Below are 17,101 nucleotides of genomic sequence, written 5' to 3' on the forward strand. Positions count from 1 at the left end.
TATGTAGCCCCTCTCAACGTTCACGAACCATTCGAGAATGATTCTCATTACTGTCTATTAGTATAGTTTAATTGAGAAAGAATCTCAATAAGAATTTTCATAAAAAAGAAATCGATTTCATTTTTTCAAATCATTATCCATTCATTTGAAACTTTGTCCTTTTGAGAACCGTACTCTTTGTAAATGGAAAAAAAGGAAGAGTGATAAAAGTGAAGAAAAATATTGTACTATTGGATCTGATGATTTACGTCGCCCTCCCTCTATTTGTATGGAATATCATGAGGGATTACACCGGAGATTATTACGCCATGCTCCTTTCATCTGTTCCCGGGATCATTTATACCGTCTACCGATTCATCGAGATGAAAAAAGTGAATACATTCGGCCTGTTCATTTTGCTCACCTTGATTGTCGGTACCCTGATAGACGTACTGGCCGGTTCGTCATTACAGCTTCTTTGGAATAATGTTTATTACGCTGCCGGGATCAGTTTGTTTTTCTTTGTTACCATGGTCGTCAGAAGGCCCATCACCTTATACTTTGGCCTTGATTTCGCAGAGCTCCAAGGCCATGACCGTACGTTTGGTAAGAGACTTTTCTATAAGAAACCTCTGTATATCTTGTTTCAGTTGATCACGCTTTGCTTCGCACTGAGGAGCGGGATCCTCGCTGTTGTGAAAGCATGGCTCATTATGGAATATGGTGTGGAGGCATTTGATAAAGGCATCATCCTGCGTCAGGCGTTCAGCTGGATCATAACCGGTATCACCGTTGCCGGATTCTTCTATATCGGGAAGATCATCAATGACTCCCCTCATTTAGTTCAGGAAGTACAGAATGAACTCCAAGAAGAAAAGACTGATGCCGTGTAGCCTTTTGGATGTTTCTGCCTTCAGACCTCCGTCTTGTCCCACCCCTATGGAACATAGAGAATATTTTTCCTATAATGGATAATAAAACGTTCACGCCGAGGTGTACTATGATTGAAGGTAAATTGATTAAATTTCATCGGGAAGAATCAGGATTGACCCAGGAGCAGCTTGCACAGGGGATCTGCTCCACCACACATCTAAGTAAAATCGAAAGGGGGATCACAGAGTACTCAAGTGAAATCACCGATTTACTTGCTAAAAGGCTTGGAGTCGATATGGTCGCAGAACGTTCGCGATATGAATCCCTGCAGCATACATTGGCCAAGTGGAACGATGCGATCATTATGATCCGGCCCCATGAAATCCATCAACTGAAATCAGAAATCGAAAAAGAGCCTTTACGATTTTTATCCGATTTCTTTTTCCAATATCATTTATTATTAGCAAGGTACCATCTGTTCTTGAATAACCCTCTAAAAGCAAACGAAATCCTGAGCATGATCAAAACGAAACAGGACTCTCTTTCCCCTTATGAGCACAACCTTTTACTGCATGTAAGAGGAATCTATTATTATTCAACGAGAAAATTCGACTGCTGCATCCAGGCCTTAAAGCAAATTGATGATGAATACCCGAACGCTGAATATTATTTTCATCTGGCAACAGCCTATCATTCCATCCATTCAAATACGTTTGCCTATTACTACGGCCAAAGGGCACTGCAGTATTTCCAAAAAACATTAAATATCCTCAGAGTCATCGATTCTGAAATTCTCATATTAATTCAATTGAACGCGAAAGAACCTTTCGATATGGAACAGACCAAACAACAGTATAATAAACTCCTTAGAGTCTGTGAATCGGTCAACTCCATGGAAAGGGCACATAAAATCCATAATAACCTGGGATTCGAATATTTCCGCAGAAAACGATATAAGGAATCGAAAGTAGCATATGAAAGGGCATTGGATCTCACGACAGAGAAAACCCCTGCTTCTTCTTATTTAGTCACACTCAGTGGATACATCCTTTCCTGTATAAAAGGGAGCCTTCTTCCTGAAGAAGAGCTCATTCACCTGGCAAACAGTGGGCTGAAGAAAGCCAGGGAGCACCAGGACCCCACCTTTGTATTCTTCGAGATCTATCTTCTTACACTGAAAAACAATAATGAAGAACTCTATCAGTATATTGAAAAAAACGCCCTTCCCCACTTCAAAAGGACGGGCAGTCAGTTAATGTACCAGCATTATGAACGGCAACTCTTTTTGTATTATGTCAAAACCGGCCAAACAGAAAAAGGGTTCGAGCTCGCATCCGAAAAGATGGCGAATGAAATCAGTTACTACGAATTGGAATGATCCCTGCACGATGTGTGAATGAAATCAGTTACTACGAATTGGAATGATCCCTGCACGATGTGTGAATGAAAACACTTACCATTATTGGGTTCAACTTCTCAATCCCTCCTTCATATACTATCGTGAAAGGAGGCGATTAGAATGGATCGATTCATTCTTTTATTAGTAGCAGGTATTCTTTCCGGTTTCGCATTGTTAAGGGCACCACTTAACGGAACATTTTTAGAAAGCGTGTCACCGGTAACGGACATCATCGGTATTTTAGCTATCCTCGTATTCTCACTCTTCTTAATCTATAAAGGGATTATGGCGATGCTCGGTAAGTAAATGAAGAGACCCGGATTCATTCCGGGTCTCTTTTATCTGATTGAAAAAACCAAAGGTTTAAAAATTCCTGGTACTCCTCTGAATTTATTTCACTTTTCTTTACGTTCCCTTTCTTCCATTGAGTAAAGGACGTATCTGTCAAGGTCACACTCCCGTCATCCGTTCGTTTTGTCAGTAACCGATGTTTATTAAAGGGGGAGTCCGGATGATCTTCCACTGTGACACGCACGTCGTCAAGGAAACGAACATCCTTGATCGTTCGTTTGGAATCAAATGCATACCCGATTCTCCAATCGGTGTCTTTATGCTTTAATTTCATTTCTAATTTATAATCCCCATAAGCCGTTTCACCTGCCCGTATTCTGAATTCCCCATTGGCGGAAGAGATCGTCTCCCCCGATAATGGTACGGGTTTCATCGGAATATTCCCTCCGAAGCCCCCATCCAGAATATAATAATGTTTTTCGTGACACACCTTAACGGCTACATGTGTCCTGCCGATTCGCCCGAACGTGCCTGAAGCATGATCATAGACCGCTCCCTGTATTAAGGAAGCTTCGAATCCGTTTTCTATCAGGAATAAATAAAGGAGTGAATTTAGTTCATAACAAAGACCTCCCTCATTCAAGATGAGCATTTTATTCAATAGATGATCTTTGGTCAGTTTATGGGACCTTTCTTCAACAATGCATATATTTTCAAATGGAATATGATGCGCCATTTTTTCTAATATGATATCCAGATCCTGAAAGGTTACGGGATCTGGACTTGAATACTGAATCCTTTTGCGGAATAGTTTGTCCAGATTGTTAATGGCGAGTACATCCTTTCTTGGAGGTTAGTCTTTAAAGTTTACCTGCTTCTCATTGTCGATTTCAAGGGAAGAGGTTATCGCCTGACATTCAGCTTGGGATTCAGGCGCGGCCAATCGCCTTTATTTCGGTCAAAATTCACTAAAGCTGAATCCGCAACTTCTCCGCTCTTGCCCTGGAAACACATGTTAAGATCGAGTGGTGTTCATTCCTCTCACTTTCACTCAAGAAAGAATCACCGTGGTCGACTTCCCCTTCCAATACCTTCACCTCACATGTCCCGCAACGACCGACCCGGCAGGAATACGGCGCATTGACCCCTGCCTTGAGAAGGGCTTCTAATAAATTCCTGTCCTTTGGAACTTTAATGATAGGTCCACTTTTTAATTCCACCCAAAAATCATGAGGCACGATTGACTGAGGAGGAGTGAATCGCTCAAAGTGAATGCTTGCCCGGGGGTATCCGATGGAAAGGGCACTTTCAGTCCATTCATCAATAAATGATGGCGGACCGCAAAAGTATACATGGGTACCGATTCTATGTTCGTGAAGACTATCATCTGTTAATCTATTTTCTGATGAGAAATAAAAATGGACCTCTTTAGGATACATGGTCTTTAACTGATTATAGAATGAACAATGTTCCTCGGACTTTGCAGCATAATGAAGTTCAAAGGATCGACCTTCCTTTTTAAGTTCAGCCATCATGGACAGGAAGGGAGTGATCCCGATTCCCGCTGCATAGAAAACATGATGCTTCGCCCGAAAGCTCAATGGGAAATGATTCTGTGGAAGACTGATGCGGAGGGTGTCTCCTGTTTTCATCTGCTTATGCCAATAACGGGATCCTCCCTTGGATCGTTCATGGCAGCGAATGGCTATGTGATATGCATCCCTTTGGCATGGTGGGTTCGTAACGGAATAGGACCGTGCAATCGTCTCCCCTCCTGTCTCAATATACGTCGTGATGTGGGAACCCCCGCTAAAAGGAGGAAGAAGTTCATCCTCGGCTGGAGTTAGTGAAAACCGTTTAACATAAGGCGTTTCCTGATGGATCGATTGGACAGTGACGTTTATGGTTTTAGCTTGATTCACTATTGATCACTCCCTGCTCTGTCGGGTGCTGCATACCCGAGATAGGCTTCATGTAATGGAGAAAAATGAGTGGAAACGGATAACTTCAAGTGACAATGAGGACAGGTCGTGATTTGATCGATTGGCTCGCCATTCACTTCCATTTTCTGATGGCATTTAGAACAGAATACATGGATGAATCTGACTCCGTGTCCGATATATTGTGTCTCTTCTGAAGAAAAACCATGAGCCTCTGCCATTTTTTTGAAATAGAAGAGCTTGTTCCATTCCATCGAAATGTATAGAAAACTCCCCATTTTCTGACCTTCCAGCCAACGAGAAATATCCGTTTCCTCCCTTTCATCCAACAACACCGATTGATTAGGATATTCATCCTTTATTACTTTTTGGATGACAGGGGACAGTCGCTTCATTCCTTCTTCATCACCCAAGAATAAATACTTTCGTTTGCCCGGTACGAACAAAGGTTGCAGGAGTGTCTTCACATACCCACCTTCTTTTCATTCAAGTACCCGATGACATCTTCTTTAAATAAGGTGATCCCTTTATAATCGGCTATATAGTCAGGAAGCTCCTGGAGAATATGATAAAACTCATTCGTCCATTCATGATTCTTCGCAAATTCTTCAAGTGGAAGGAGATGGGTATGGATGGTAAAGAGCAGCCCATTACAACCTGACAAACGGAACAGCTTCTGCACCTCTACACGAAAATGAACGAATTCCCCGACATTTTCCTTTGAAACCTTTCTTCTTCCTTTTCCCCACTCATCAAAGGTTTCCAGGGAAGTATCCAGACGATTTCCCCCCCATTAACGACCAGTTCCGCCTTACCCAGGGATCTCCCGCTTCCATCCGCATCAAAAACATCAGGATCCGCTGATCCAATCCCTCTTCCTTAAACCCCGGGATGGGTCCATGTATCTCCTTGAAGCTCATACCGATATTAAATGCAAGGGACCAGTTGGCCGGGAAACATAACTGTCCCGCATCCATATATAAATCCCCATCCCGCTGCATCATAAAAATCAGATCCTCCTGTACATGACGACCGATAAAATCGAGGGGCTCCAAGGATAGCGTGGCTTTATCCCCAAATGTAAACGTTGTGTTCTCCTCTAAAATGTGATTGTGGAACGTCCAGGCCCCTTCATTTTTTTCCAGGGAAAACTGCTGAGGATAATAGGTTGTGAGATGTGTAATCACCATCTCCACTATTTCCCATTGAGCTTTCAAGGTATGTGGACGGGACTGGAAACACCTCTCAGGATGTTCGGTAAGCAGTTTCCGTTTCAGCTTGACCTCCTCTCGATACGAAGCGGTAACCTCTACACAACCTGCCTCTTCCAATGGAACCGAATTATTAGAATAACGATACACATCCCCCTTAAAGGGATAAGGAAACGAATCCACACTCATCATACAATCACCTTTTTTAGAATATTCTTACTTTTATCTTATCGTATAGAGGGACGGACCTCAAGAGGTCCGTCCCTCACCCGAATTTCTCTTTGTAGCGGCTGAGTGTGATAAGCGGCCATATCCATTGGTAGCTGTGGTAGTGAATATAGAAGTTTCCTGGAAGACCAATGCCTGTGGGGTATGCTTTGGATGCCTCATTGTCTGCACCGTTCTTTAATTCGAGAAGCGCCATGATACCGAGATCGATGGCAGGTGTCGGTTTGTCTTCGATAGAGATGAGCGCCTCCAGTGCCCATGCCGTTTGTGAAAGGGTACTGAAAGGAAGGGATACAAAAGTTTTTTCCTGATCGCTGTAGCATGACTCCCCCCAGCCCCCGTCTTTTCGTTGAATGCTTTCCAGCCAAGTTTTTGTTTTTTGTATATGTTTATCAGAAGAGGATACCCCCACGGCATTCATTCCCGTGATGGCCGCCCATGTTCCATAGATGTAGCAGACGCCCCAGCGACCGTACCAGGATCCCTCCTCTTTTTGCATCAGTTTCAGCCACTCAACAGCCTTCTTCACCTGTGGATGTTCCGTGGTCAACCCTGCCCGGCTGCCCAGAAATTCAAGGGCTCTCCCCGTTAAATCAGGAGTGGAGGGGTCGATGGCTGCCGCCTCGGCCCCGTCCATTGGAAAAGAAGTAAGAATTGGTTTTGTCTTATTTATTTCAAAAGCGGGCCAGCCTCCGTCACGATTCTGCATACCGAACACCCATTCAATCCCACGATCCCATGACTGTCTGATAAGGGGCTTCCCTGCAGCTGAATACGTAATGGCCCTGAGAGCAGCCGTTGTGTCGTCCACATCAGGGTGAATGCTGTTGCTCTCTGAAAAGCCCCATCCCCCCGGTCTCACCCCGGCCTCTATCGCCCAGTCCCCATATTTGAATTGCTGCCTCTTCAGAAGATAATCCACTGATTTTTGTATAACATCTTCATTTGCATCCACCCCCGCCTCCTGAAGGGCATGGCTGATCAAAGCGGTGTCCCATACGGTAGAAGGAGAGTTTTGGATATGGATGCCTTTCTTCGTTTCGCATGCCATTTCCTTTAACCCCTGTAATGCCTTTACGATGACCGGGTCATTTTTCTTATAACCCAGTGCCAACATGGCATAAATCATATAAAACGTCGTGCTGAAATAACTGAGATAGGTCCCATCACGCTCCATCCGCTGCAGCATATACTCCAGGGCAAACTGCCTTGCCTGCTGATGAAGTTGGGAGGGAATGCCCGCAAGTGACTGAATGCCTTCACTTATTTTCGAAAACAATCTCCATTCCCGTTCGTTGTACCTCTCTTCATTTACATCACGGGACAAATCCTGTATTTGTGGTGTATTACTTGTTTTGATCGTGAATTTCTGATCTTTCAGCAGCATCATCGGCGCCAGATGCCCTCTTGTATAACTGCTCAAATCCCAAAAATTCAGGGGAAATGTCTTCGGAAGCAACAGGAATTCAATGGGGACCGGCAGGAGATGCTTCCATTCATATTGACCATGCAGTGCCAGCATGAATTTCGTCATGGAATGGGCCTTGTGAAACCCTCCCTTTTTCTCTATGAACCGCTTGGCTCTCAGAAGTCTTTTATCCTCCTCGTTGACCATGCCGCTGAATATCAGGGCAAAGTATGCCTCGATGGTAGATGACAGGTTCCCTTCCTTCTCATCTTCAAAGAGCTTCCACGTGCCCTCCCTTGACTGGCATTTCCAGAGGCGGTCCACCAGCTGTCCAATCAGTTCATCCTCATCCCCGGCGAGAGTTCGCAGAAGGATGATCATATACGCATCGGTCATCACGACATTTTCAAAACAAAAGGACCAGCTTCCATCTCCCCTTTGCATCTTCTGTAGATCGCTTGTCATATTCCGGATCGTGCTCTCTATCTTCTTTTTCATCATTCGTCCTCCCGGATGCCTTATCTGTTGTTATGTATATGTGAGGGATGGGGGTACTAGTAGTGGGAATCAAAGAAGAGCCTGCCGCCGGTTTACCGGGAGGCAGGCTCTTACTGGTTTTCCTCTGTTTTTTGTGAGTAATAGCTTACAAGTTCAGGATACTTCTGCATTTCCTCTCTGCCGGTGTCCGTGAGTTGATACACGCCCCTTTTCACCCTCTCGAACCACCGGTAATAATTCTTCTGGAGGATGGATGGCGTCTTGTCACCAGTCCCCAGCCTTGTTAAATTCTTCGGGGACATGGGTCCGTGTTTTTCCAGGCAGCAGGCAATGTGTATGCAGCTCTCCTTATAGGCGGTCATGATCTTCGTTTTATTGCTGCCGCCTACATTGTAATCCGCGCTTCGGCCATCGATTTCCTTCACCAGGGCCGCCCGCTTCTTTTTGCTATTTCTCATCACCTTTTTTCGGTCAAAAGGTTCCGGGTGAGTGACAAAATCAAGCTTGGGCGTCTTTGTCGTAAAGGAAACCGTAATCAGACCAAGTTCAAGACGCCTGACCAAATGACGTACATCATTCCACCGCTTCGACCGGAGGCGCTTCGGTTTCGGAATCGCAATGTACACAAGATCCGTCAGACGCTGGCGCTTCGTTGCCTGGATGAGAAGCTCGACATTCAAGGAAAGCTTCAGCTCCACGATCACAAGATCCCCCTCTTTCATCGCCGTCAGATCACAGTCATTCACTTCACCGTTCACCTGATATCCCTGTTTATGAAAATGCTTCTGGATCGGCCGATAAAGATCCGATTCTTTCAATTTCGTCATGGGTAAAAAACCTTTCCGGAAAAAATTCTATAAGATAAAGTATAGACTATTGGAGAGATTTTTGCAGTTTAAGAGAAAGAAAGACCTGCCCTTAAGAATGACCTTACCCCCGAATCTTCTCTATCTCATCCGCTACAAATTGTACCGAAGTGCCAACAATCACTTGAATACTATTTTCACCCATCACATGGATGCCCGGAACCCCCGTTGCTTTGATCCGTTCCTGATCCACTGCCTCCATATCCTTCACTTCCACTCTCAATCTGGTAATGCAATTCTCAACCGAGGTGACATTTTCATCTCCGCCGAGTCCGGCATAGATCTCTGCTGCCATGACAGCGAACTTGTCTTCTCGAGTGAATGCAGAAGCCTTCTCTCCTTCTTCTACTTCTTCTTCACGGCCCGGTGTCATAAGATTGAATTTCGCAATCATAAAACGGAATAAGAAATAATAAAGGAAAGCAAATACCACACCTTGAATCAGCAGCATATATGGCAGATTGGCCAATGGAAGCCTTGAGCTCAGAACAAAATCAACGAAGCCGGCACTGAAGCCGAAGCCTGCCGTCCAGTGAAAGAAAGATGCGATCGCAAGGGATACCCCTGTCAGCACTGCATGTGCTACATATAAAGCCGGTGCCACGAACATAAAGGCAAATTCAAGAGGCTCTGTCACTCCTGTAAAAAAGGAAGCAAAACCTGCTGCAAGCATCAGAGAAGCAATCTGCTTTTTCTTACCTGGTTTCGCTGCATGATAAATGGCAAGACCAGCTGCAGGGAGACCAAACATCATGACAGGGAAGAATCCCGCCTGATACATCCCCGTCACACCTTTTTCCCCGTTGCCCGACCAGAAGTTCCCGATATCATTGATTCCGGCAACATCGAACCAGAACACAGAATTCAACGCATGATGCAACCCTGTAGGAATCAATAAGCGATTAAAGAATCCATATAAACCTGCGCCTGTAAATCCAAGCCCGCTGATTTCCTTCCCGAAGGAAACAAGCGCTGTATAGATGACCGGCCAGACAAAAAGCATCACGCCTGAAACAACGAGCATGGCGATAGCCGACATGATTGGCACCAATCGTTTCCCGCTGAAAAAAGCAAAAGCATCCGGTAGCTTTACAGCACTGAAGCGGTTGTACATCCCTGCCGCTACAATACCCGACAGAATACCGACAAATTGATTTCCAATCTTATCAAAGGCCGGATTCACTGCCTCTTTTTCTATCCCTTGTAACAACGCAATGGAATCCGTCGACAGCAATGTGGTAATGACGAGATACGCGACCAGTCCGCTTAGTGCAGCTGATCCATCCTTCGCTTTTGCCATCCCGAGTGCGACGCCGACAGCAAACAGAATCGCCATATTATCAATGATCGATGCCCCTGCCTTGATCAAGAAAGCGGCAATCGGACTATCCGCCCCCCAGCCGGACGGGTCAATCCAATACCCGATTCCCATCAAAATCGCTGCAGCCGATAACACGGCAACAGGAAGCATCAACGAACGACCAATGCGCTGCAAGTATTTCATCATTTTGTTTTCCCCCAATCAGTCTGTTTTTAAAGTCTTTAATGAGGACAAAGCCCTTCTTTAAAAAATATTCCGGCATTAAGTTATTTAGAAGTGGATGCCGGTGTGTATTCAGTGAGATTGAAAGGTTTATTTTAAATGATTGAAGATGAGGGACGGACCTTGAAGGGGGAATATGTAGTATTGCGATTGGCGATTTCCATAAAATAGAAAAAGGCGCAATCCTCCCCTTAAATGACGCAATTATAGAAAAAATGACGCAATAAATTTTAAAATGACGCAATCCCCCTCTAAAATGACGCAATTACCTTCCATTCCTTTTATGGAATCTTCACCTAGACCGTCTAAAAGAGTCATTTGGCTATTATTATTAGATTTAAGTACCTTCTTAGAGTCATGCGAGATGGAATCTCCACCATTTCCCCCTTAAAACAGCTAACTTTCCTCATTTTTCAAGGATTGTTCAAGCCCCGCCAAGGCTATAGCCAGCTCTCCCCATAAAAACATCCAAACCACGACGAAGGTCCGTCCCTCAAACATCAAAAAACCCCCATCAGGCATCCAGCCCGACGGAGGTCCGTCCCTCTAAAATCAAGGTAATTCAGTTGTGCCCATGAGGTAGCGGTCGCATTCGCGGGCTGCTTCACGGCCTTCGTTGATGGCCCAGACGATGAGGCTTTGGCCACGTCGCATGTCTCCGGCAGCGAAGACGCCATCGACGTTTGTCATATAGTTTCCGTACTCCGCTTTCACAGTGGAGTTACTGTTTGTTTCGACTTCAAGCTCGTTGATCAGATCCTGCTCAGGTCCGCTGAATCCAATGGCCAGAAGGACAAGATCTGCCGGCCATATTTTTTCCGTTCCCGGGATTTCATCACGTACCTTGTTTCCATCCTCGTCATAACGAAGCTTCACATTGACCGTATGAACTTCCTTGATATGGCCATGTTCGTCACCGACAAACTTCTTCGTCATAACAGCGTACGCACGGGGATCATCGCCGAGAACTTCGGCCGCTTCCTTTTGACCGTACTCCACCCGGTGAATGACTGGATATTGGGGCCAAGGATTGCCGACTTCATCCCGCATCGCACCTTTTTTATCATAGATATCGAACTGAGTCAGGCTTTTACAATTATGCCTCACGGAAGTGGCCAGGCAGTCTGTACCTGTGTCCCCGCCGCCAATGACGATGACATTCTTCCCTTCAGCAGAAATATATTCGCCATCCTGTAAATTCGAATCCAATAAGCTTTTCGTATTAGCATGAAGGAATTCCATGGCATAATGGACGCCTTTCAGATCACGCCCATCGACCTGGATGTCACGATGGACGGCTGCTCCTCCGCAGAGGATGACGGCGTCAAAGTTCTCCCGAAGGTTTTCCACCGTGTAGTCTTTCCCGACTTCCGTATTCGTTACAAATTCAATGCCCTCTTCTTCTAAAATATCGACACGGCGCTTTACGACCGAGTATGGAAGTTTCATCTCAGGAATCCCATACGTCAAGAGGCCGCCCACTCGATCATTTTTTTCAAAAACTGTTACGAGGTGACCTGCTTTATTCAGCTGCGCAGCTGAAGCCAATCCAGCAGGACCTGATCCAACGACGGCCACCCGTTTACCTGTGCGGAACTGAGGCGGTTCCGGAATGACCCAGCCTTCCTCAAATCCCTTTTCAATGATCGAGCGTTCTACGGTCCTGATGGCAACAGGGGGCTCATTGATCCCGAGCACACATGCCCCTTCACATGGTGCAGGACAGGCGAAGCCGGTGAACTCAGGAAAGTTATTCATCTGATGCTCACGTTTCAATGCTTCCTTCCATTGTCCCTGATACACAAGATCATTCCATTCCGGTATCAGGTGATACACGGGGCATCCCGATGTCGACCCGTTGATCTCCATTCCGGACTGACAAGTCGGAACGCCGCAGTCCATGCAGCGTGCCCCTTGTTTCTTGATTTCTTCTTCCGAAAGAGGAGTGGTGTAATCATTCCAATCTTTCGTTCGTTCGGCTGGATGTCTCTCAGCCGTTGTCTGTCTGGTATATTCCATGAATCCGGTTGGTTTTCCCATCATATCCCCCTCCCTCTTTATTTCGCGGGTTCCAATACTTTTTTCTCTTCTTTTGTACCTTCTTCAAATGCGGCCATTTCCGCATCGAATTTCTCTAATCCACTATTTTCAAGCTCACTGATCCGCTCTCTCATCTTGAGATAGGATTTTGGTATCACACGCACAAATTTTGATACGTAGGATTCCCAGTTCGCTAAAATCTTCTTCCCGTTGTTACTATTTGTATAATGAACGTATCTTTCGATCATGTCGTATACATCTTTCATCTCTTCCGGATCAAACAATGGCTGAACAAGGACAAGCTCCTGATTACATCTTGAACGGAAGCTTTCATCTTCATCCAGGACATAAGCGACCCCACCGGACATACCGGCAGCGAAGTTCCGTCCGGTCAAACCAAGGACCACGACTTTTCCTCCCGTCATGTATTCACATCCGTGATCCCCGACGCTTTCCACGACTACCTGGGCTCCACTATTACGGACACAGAAACGCTCTCCTGCTACGCCGTAAATATAAGCTTCTCCACCGGACGCCCCGTAGAAAGAAACGTTTCCGATGATCGTGTTCCGCTCAGGGATGAAGGTAGCGGTCGGATCCGGATGGACGATGATTTTCCCGCCTGATAATCCTTTTCCGACGAAGTCGTTGGAGTCCCCGACAAGTCTCAATGTCAATCCTTTAGGAATATATGCACCGAAGCTTTGACCTGCAGATCCCTTGAAGGTCAGACGGATCGTATCTTCAGGTAATCCTTCTGCTCCATATCGCTTGGTGATTTCACTGCCGAGCATCGTCCCGGTCACACGGTGAATATTCCGGATCGCCGTCGTCCATTCAACCGGCTCCCCTGTTTCAATCGCATTGCGGCAGCGTGGAATCAGTTCTTGGAAATCCAGTGTCTTCTCAAGCTCATGATCCTGCTTACGGGTCGCATATCTGCCGACTTTCTCAGGTACATCCGGTTGATAGAGAAGGGCTGACAGGTCGATCCCCTTTCCTTTCCAATGATCGATCGCTTCGTTCGCTTGGAGGACATCAGTTCGTCCAATCATTTCATTGATCGTTCTGAAGCCAAGCTCAGCCATGAGCTCCCTTGTTTCCTGAGCAACGAAACGCATGAAGTTCGCTACATGTTCCGGGTCCCCTGTATACTTTTTACGAAGCTCAGGGTCTTGTGTCGCAATTCCGACAGGGCATGTATTCATATGACAGACTCGCATCATGACACAGCCAAGGACAACAAGTGGTGCAGTCGAAAATCCGTATTCCTCTGCTCCAAGAAGGGATGCGACGACCACATCCCGGCCCGTCATCATCTTGCCATCCGTCTCAACGACAATCCTGTCACGGAGGCGATTTAACAGTAAGGTCTGATGGGCTTCGGCAAGACCGATTTCCCAAGGCAGTCCCGTATGTTTCAGACTGGTTCGAGGTGCAGCACCGGTCCCTCCGTCATATCCACTGATCAACACAACATCGGCTCTGCCTTTTGCCACACCTGCTGCAATCGTTCCGACACCTACGGCGGATACCAGCTTGACGCTGATGCGTGCCTCGGGGTTCGCATTTTTCAGGTTATAAATAAGCTCGGCAAGATCCTCGATCGAGTAGATATCATGATGAGGCGGTGGTGAGATCAACTCTACCCCCGGTGTCGATCCCCTTACTTCAGCAACCCAAGGATAGACCTTTTTACCAGGGAGATGTCCCCCTTCTCCGGGTTTGGCCCCTTGAGCGACCTTGATTTGAATCTCATCTGCATTCACAAGGTAATGACTCGTCACGCCGAAGCGACCTGAGGCTACTTGTTTGATCGAACTGCGCCTTGAATCTCCATTCTCATCCGGGATGAAACGGCTGGGGTGTTCCCCGCCTTCTCCTGAATTGCTACGTCCGCCGATTTTATTCATGGCGATCGCCAATGCTTCATGGGCTTCCTGACTGATGGAACCGAATGACATGGCACCGGTCTTGAAGCGGCGGCAGATTTCTTCGACTGATTCCACCTCTTCAATCGGCACGGGCTTCGTTTCTTTAAACGAAAGAAGGCCGCGCAGGGATTGGAGATTCTGCTTTTCATCTGTCAGCATATTGGAATATTTCTTGAACAGTTCATAATTATTCGTGCGGCATGCATGTTGCAGAGTATGGATCGTGCTCGGATTGTACGCATGATCCTCCCCATTTTTACGATATTGGAATTCGTCACCGGATTCCAGGGTACTCTGGTTATCTTTCCGGTCATTGAATGCCTTTCTGTGTCGTAAGAGAACTTCTTTTTCAATGATATCCATCCCGATTCCGCCGAGTCTTGAAGCGGTACGGGTGAAATATTTATCTATGACATCCTTATGAATTCCGACTGCTTCAAAGATTTGGGCACCACGGTAACTTTGGATCGTGGAAATCCCCATTTTGGATAGGACCTTGATGACCCCATCTGTTCCCGATTTCACAAAACGCTGCACCGCTTTTTCATAAGTGGTATCTTGAATCTCGCCCTTTTCAATTAAATCACGCAGCGTTTCATAGGCCAGATACGGATTGATGGCTTCTGCACCATATCCCAGCAGGGTGGCAAAATGATGTACTTCCCTTGGCTCCCCTGATTCCAGGAGGATACTTACGGTTGTACGCGTCCCCTGACGTATTAAGTGATGATGCAGTCCGGAAACGGCAAGGAGTGCTGGAATCGCTGCTTTATCCTTCACGACTCCCCGGTCAGATAAAATAAGGAGTGTGGCACCAGCTACAACGGCCTGGTCAGCTTTTTCATACAGAGCATCCAGCGTGCCTTCGAGCTGGTTTTCTTCATCTGTTACGTTAAATAAAGTCGATAACGTAACAGCATTGAAGCCCTTCTCTTTTTGATGACGAAGCTTCTCAAGCTCTTCCCCGGTTAAAATCGGAGACTTCAAATGGATGTGCCTGCAGCTTTCAGGACCCGGATTCACCAGGTTCCCTTCTGCTCCGATCGTTGTTCCCACAGATGTGATGATTTGTTCCCGGATCGCATCGATCGGCGGGTTTGTGACTTGAGCAAATAGTTGTTTGAAGTAATTATAAAGAAGCTGTGGCTTCTTGGATAACACGGCGAGAGGGGAATCATACCCCATGGAACCGACCGGGTCTTTCCCATCCGTCACCATCGGTTTGATGATTTTGTTCAGTTCCTCTGTCGTGTAGCCGAATGCCTGCTGCTGCAGGAGGACTTCATCAGAATCAAATTGCACCACTTCCTGGGTCGTTTCCGGAAGATCCTCAAGTTCAAACTTATTATTATCCAGCCAGTGTCTGTACGGCTGCTCGGAAGCAACTCGCAGCTTGATTTCTTCATCCGGGATGATTCTTCCCTTTTCCAAATCGACGAGAAGCATTTTCCCAGGCTGCAGGCGGTCTTTGTATACAATATCATCGGCAAAAATATCCAGCGCCCCTACTTCAGATCCAAGAACGATCATGCCGCTCTTTGTCACATAGTATCGGGCCGGGCGTAGTCCATTTCGATCCAGACAGGCCCCGATCTGCGTTCCATCCGTGAACACGAGGGCTGCCGGTCCATCCCACGGTTCCATCAAACAGCTGTGATATTCATAGAAATCCTTCTTCTTTGGATGGATCGTGTCATCGTTCTCCCATGGTTCCGGCACCATCATCATGGCTGTATGTGCAAGGGATCTTCCTGATAAGTGAAGGAATTCAAAGCAGTTATCAAACATGGAGGAATCACTGCCTGTCTCATCGATAACGGGTAGGATTTTTTCCAGGTCTTCTTCATTGAAGGCACTTGAGCTGCACAGTTTTTCACGTGCGCGCATCCAGTTCACATTTCCTCGCAATGTATTGAATTCTCCATTATGAATGGTATATCTGTTTGGATGAGACCGTTGCCAGCTTGGGAAAGTGTTTGTACTAAAACGGGAATGTACAAGAGCTAAAGCTGAACGGAACTCAGGGTGGTTGAGGTCAATATAAAAGGAATCGAGTTGTTCCGGGATGAGCATCCCTTTGTAGACGATGGTCGTGGAAGACAAACTGCAAAGGTAAACGTCCTCTTGTCCTTCGACGGTCGCCACTTCTTTTTCGATACGCTTACGGATCACATAAAGCTTGCGCTCAAAATCCATCCGTGACTGCATGTCTTCCGATGCCCCGATGAACACCTGACGGATGAACGGCTTCGACTTCGATGCCACTTTCCCTACAAAGGAATCATTAAGTGGAACAGGTCTCCATCCCAGTGTCTTCTGACCCTCTTCTTCAATGATGCGTTCAAAGATTTCTTTACTCTTCTGGCGCTTGTCATAATTTTCAGGTAGGAACACCATCCCTATCCCATATTCACCTTTCCTTGGGAGGATGATGTCTTCTTTCTCACATTGCTTCTTAAAGAAATGATGAGGGATTTGGGTAAGGATACCTGCACCGTCCCCGGTACTTGTATCAGCAGATTGTCCTCCGCGGTGCTCTAAGTTACATAGAATATTAATGGCATTTTGAACGATGCTGTGACTTTTCGTCCCATCGATATTTGCAATCATGCCAATTCCACATGCTTCATGTTCTTGCGCAGGATCATACATGCCTTGCGCTACAGGAAGATTCGTTTTCATCCAATGTCCTCCTCTACTAAACTTGTATATTTTTTGAATAATTAACCGGTTAATTAAATTTTCTTAATTTTCGTTAGTATATCATGAAATTTAGAAAAAACGAAAAATTATGTTAATAGTAAACGTGCATATTTTCCAAATATATATGTAATTGTTAGAAAGAACGTTGATTTTTAAATAATACCTTTAACTTAATATTCAGAATACTT

The 17,101-nt window shown here is 45.9% G+C and carries 13 protein-coding genes; 3 read left to right on the forward strand and 10 right to left on the reverse strand.

Annotated features, from left to right (window positions below; genetic code table 11):
• Positions 1–209 precede the first annotated feature (209 nt).
• The 3 genes from ATG71_RS20940 (at position 210) to ATG71_RS20950 (ending at position 2,557) form a co-directional block, all read left to right on the forward strand.
• Positions 210–872 (forward strand): VC0807 family protein, encoded by a 663-nt coding sequence (locus tag ATG71_RS20940; protein ID WP_098441315.1) that lies wholly within the window; start codon positions 210–212, stop codon positions 870–872.
• Between the two features lie 107 nt (positions 873–979).
• The gene (locus ATG71_RS20945; RefSeq protein ID WP_179886596.1) at positions 980–2,230 is read left to right on the forward strand and encodes a helix-turn-helix domain-containing protein; all 1,251 of its coding nucleotides are present in this window, start codon (positions 980–982) and stop codon (positions 2,228–2,230) included.
• A 141-nt stretch (positions 2,231–2,371) separates the two neighbouring features.
• Positions 2,372–2,557 (forward strand): hypothetical protein, encoded by a 186-nt coding sequence (locus ATG71_RS20950; protein WP_034762451.1) that lies wholly within the window; start codon positions 2,372–2,374, stop codon positions 2,555–2,557.
• 16 nt (positions 2,558–2,573) lie between these two features.
• Here the strand turns inward: ATG71_RS20950 and ATG71_RS20955 are convergent, their stop codons facing one another.
• The 10 genes from ATG71_RS20955 to gltB form a co-directional block, all read right to left on the reverse strand.
• Positions 2,574–3,371: an arylamine N-acetyltransferase family protein gene (locus ATG71_RS20955; RefSeq protein WP_098441317.1), complete on the reverse strand. Its 798-nt coding sequence runs from the start codon at positions 3,369–3,371 to the stop codon at positions 2,574–2,576.
• A 139-nt stretch (positions 3,372–3,510) separates the two neighbouring features.
• A complete protein-coding gene (locus tag ATG71_RS20960; protein ID WP_098441318.1) occupies positions 3,511–4,464 on the reverse strand; it encodes a PDR/VanB family oxidoreductase in 954 nt (317 codons plus the stop codon).
• The gene (locus ATG71_RS20965) at positions 4,464–4,949 is read right to left on the reverse strand and encodes a hypothetical protein (RefSeq protein ID WP_098441319.1); all 486 of its coding nucleotides are present in this window, start codon (positions 4,947–4,949) and stop codon (positions 4,464–4,466) included. Before ATG71_RS20965 ends, ATG71_RS20960 begins: the two co-directional genes overlap by 1 nt.
• A complete protein-coding gene (locus tag ATG71_RS23870) occupies positions 4,946–5,146 on the reverse strand; it encodes a heme-dependent oxidative N-demethylase subunit alpha family protein (protein ID WP_483295321.1) in 201 nt (66 codons plus the stop codon). Before ATG71_RS23870 ends, ATG71_RS20965 begins: the two co-directional genes overlap by 4 nt.
• A gap of 88 nt (positions 5,147–5,234) precedes the next feature.
• Complete coding sequence (locus ATG71_RS20970; RefSeq protein WP_286163085.1) at positions 5,235–5,885, reverse strand: heme-dependent oxidative N-demethylase family protein; 651 nt, start codon at positions 5,883–5,885, stop codon at positions 5,235–5,237.
• Between the two features lie 73 nt (positions 5,886–5,958).
• Complete coding sequence (gene shc / locus ATG71_RS20975; RefSeq protein ID WP_353616296.1) at positions 5,959–7,830, reverse strand: squalene--hopene cyclase; 1,872 nt, start codon at positions 7,828–7,830, stop codon at positions 5,959–5,961.
• A 107-nt stretch (positions 7,831–7,937) separates the two neighbouring features.
• The gene (locus ATG71_RS20980; RefSeq protein ID WP_098441321.1) at positions 7,938–8,654 is read right to left on the reverse strand and encodes a DUF2161 domain-containing phosphodiesterase; all 717 of its coding nucleotides are present in this window, start codon (positions 8,652–8,654) and stop codon (positions 7,938–7,940) included.
• A 103-nt stretch (positions 8,655–8,757) separates the two neighbouring features.
• Positions 8,758–10,200: an N-acetylglucosamine-specific PTS transporter subunit IIBC gene (gene nagE / locus ATG71_RS20985; RefSeq protein ID WP_098441322.1), complete on the reverse strand. Its 1,443-nt coding sequence runs from the start codon at positions 10,198–10,200 to the stop codon at positions 8,758–8,760.
• 588 nt (positions 10,201–10,788) lie between these two features.
• Positions 10,789–12,276, reverse strand: a complete 1,488-nt coding sequence (locus ATG71_RS20990; RefSeq protein ID WP_098441323.1) for a glutamate synthase subunit beta — start codon at positions 12,274–12,276, stop codon at positions 10,789–10,791.
• 17 nt (positions 12,277–12,293) lie between these two features.
• A complete protein-coding gene (gene gltB / locus ATG71_RS20995) occupies positions 12,294–16,892 on the reverse strand; it encodes a glutamate synthase large subunit (protein WP_098441324.1) in 4,599 nt (1,532 codons plus the stop codon).
• Between the last annotated feature and the right edge of the window lie 209 nt (positions 16,893–17,101).

This window comes from Bacillus sp. es.034, assembly GCF_002563655.1.
Lineage (GTDB): Bacteria > Bacillota > Bacilli > Bacillales > Bacillaceae_B > Rossellomorea.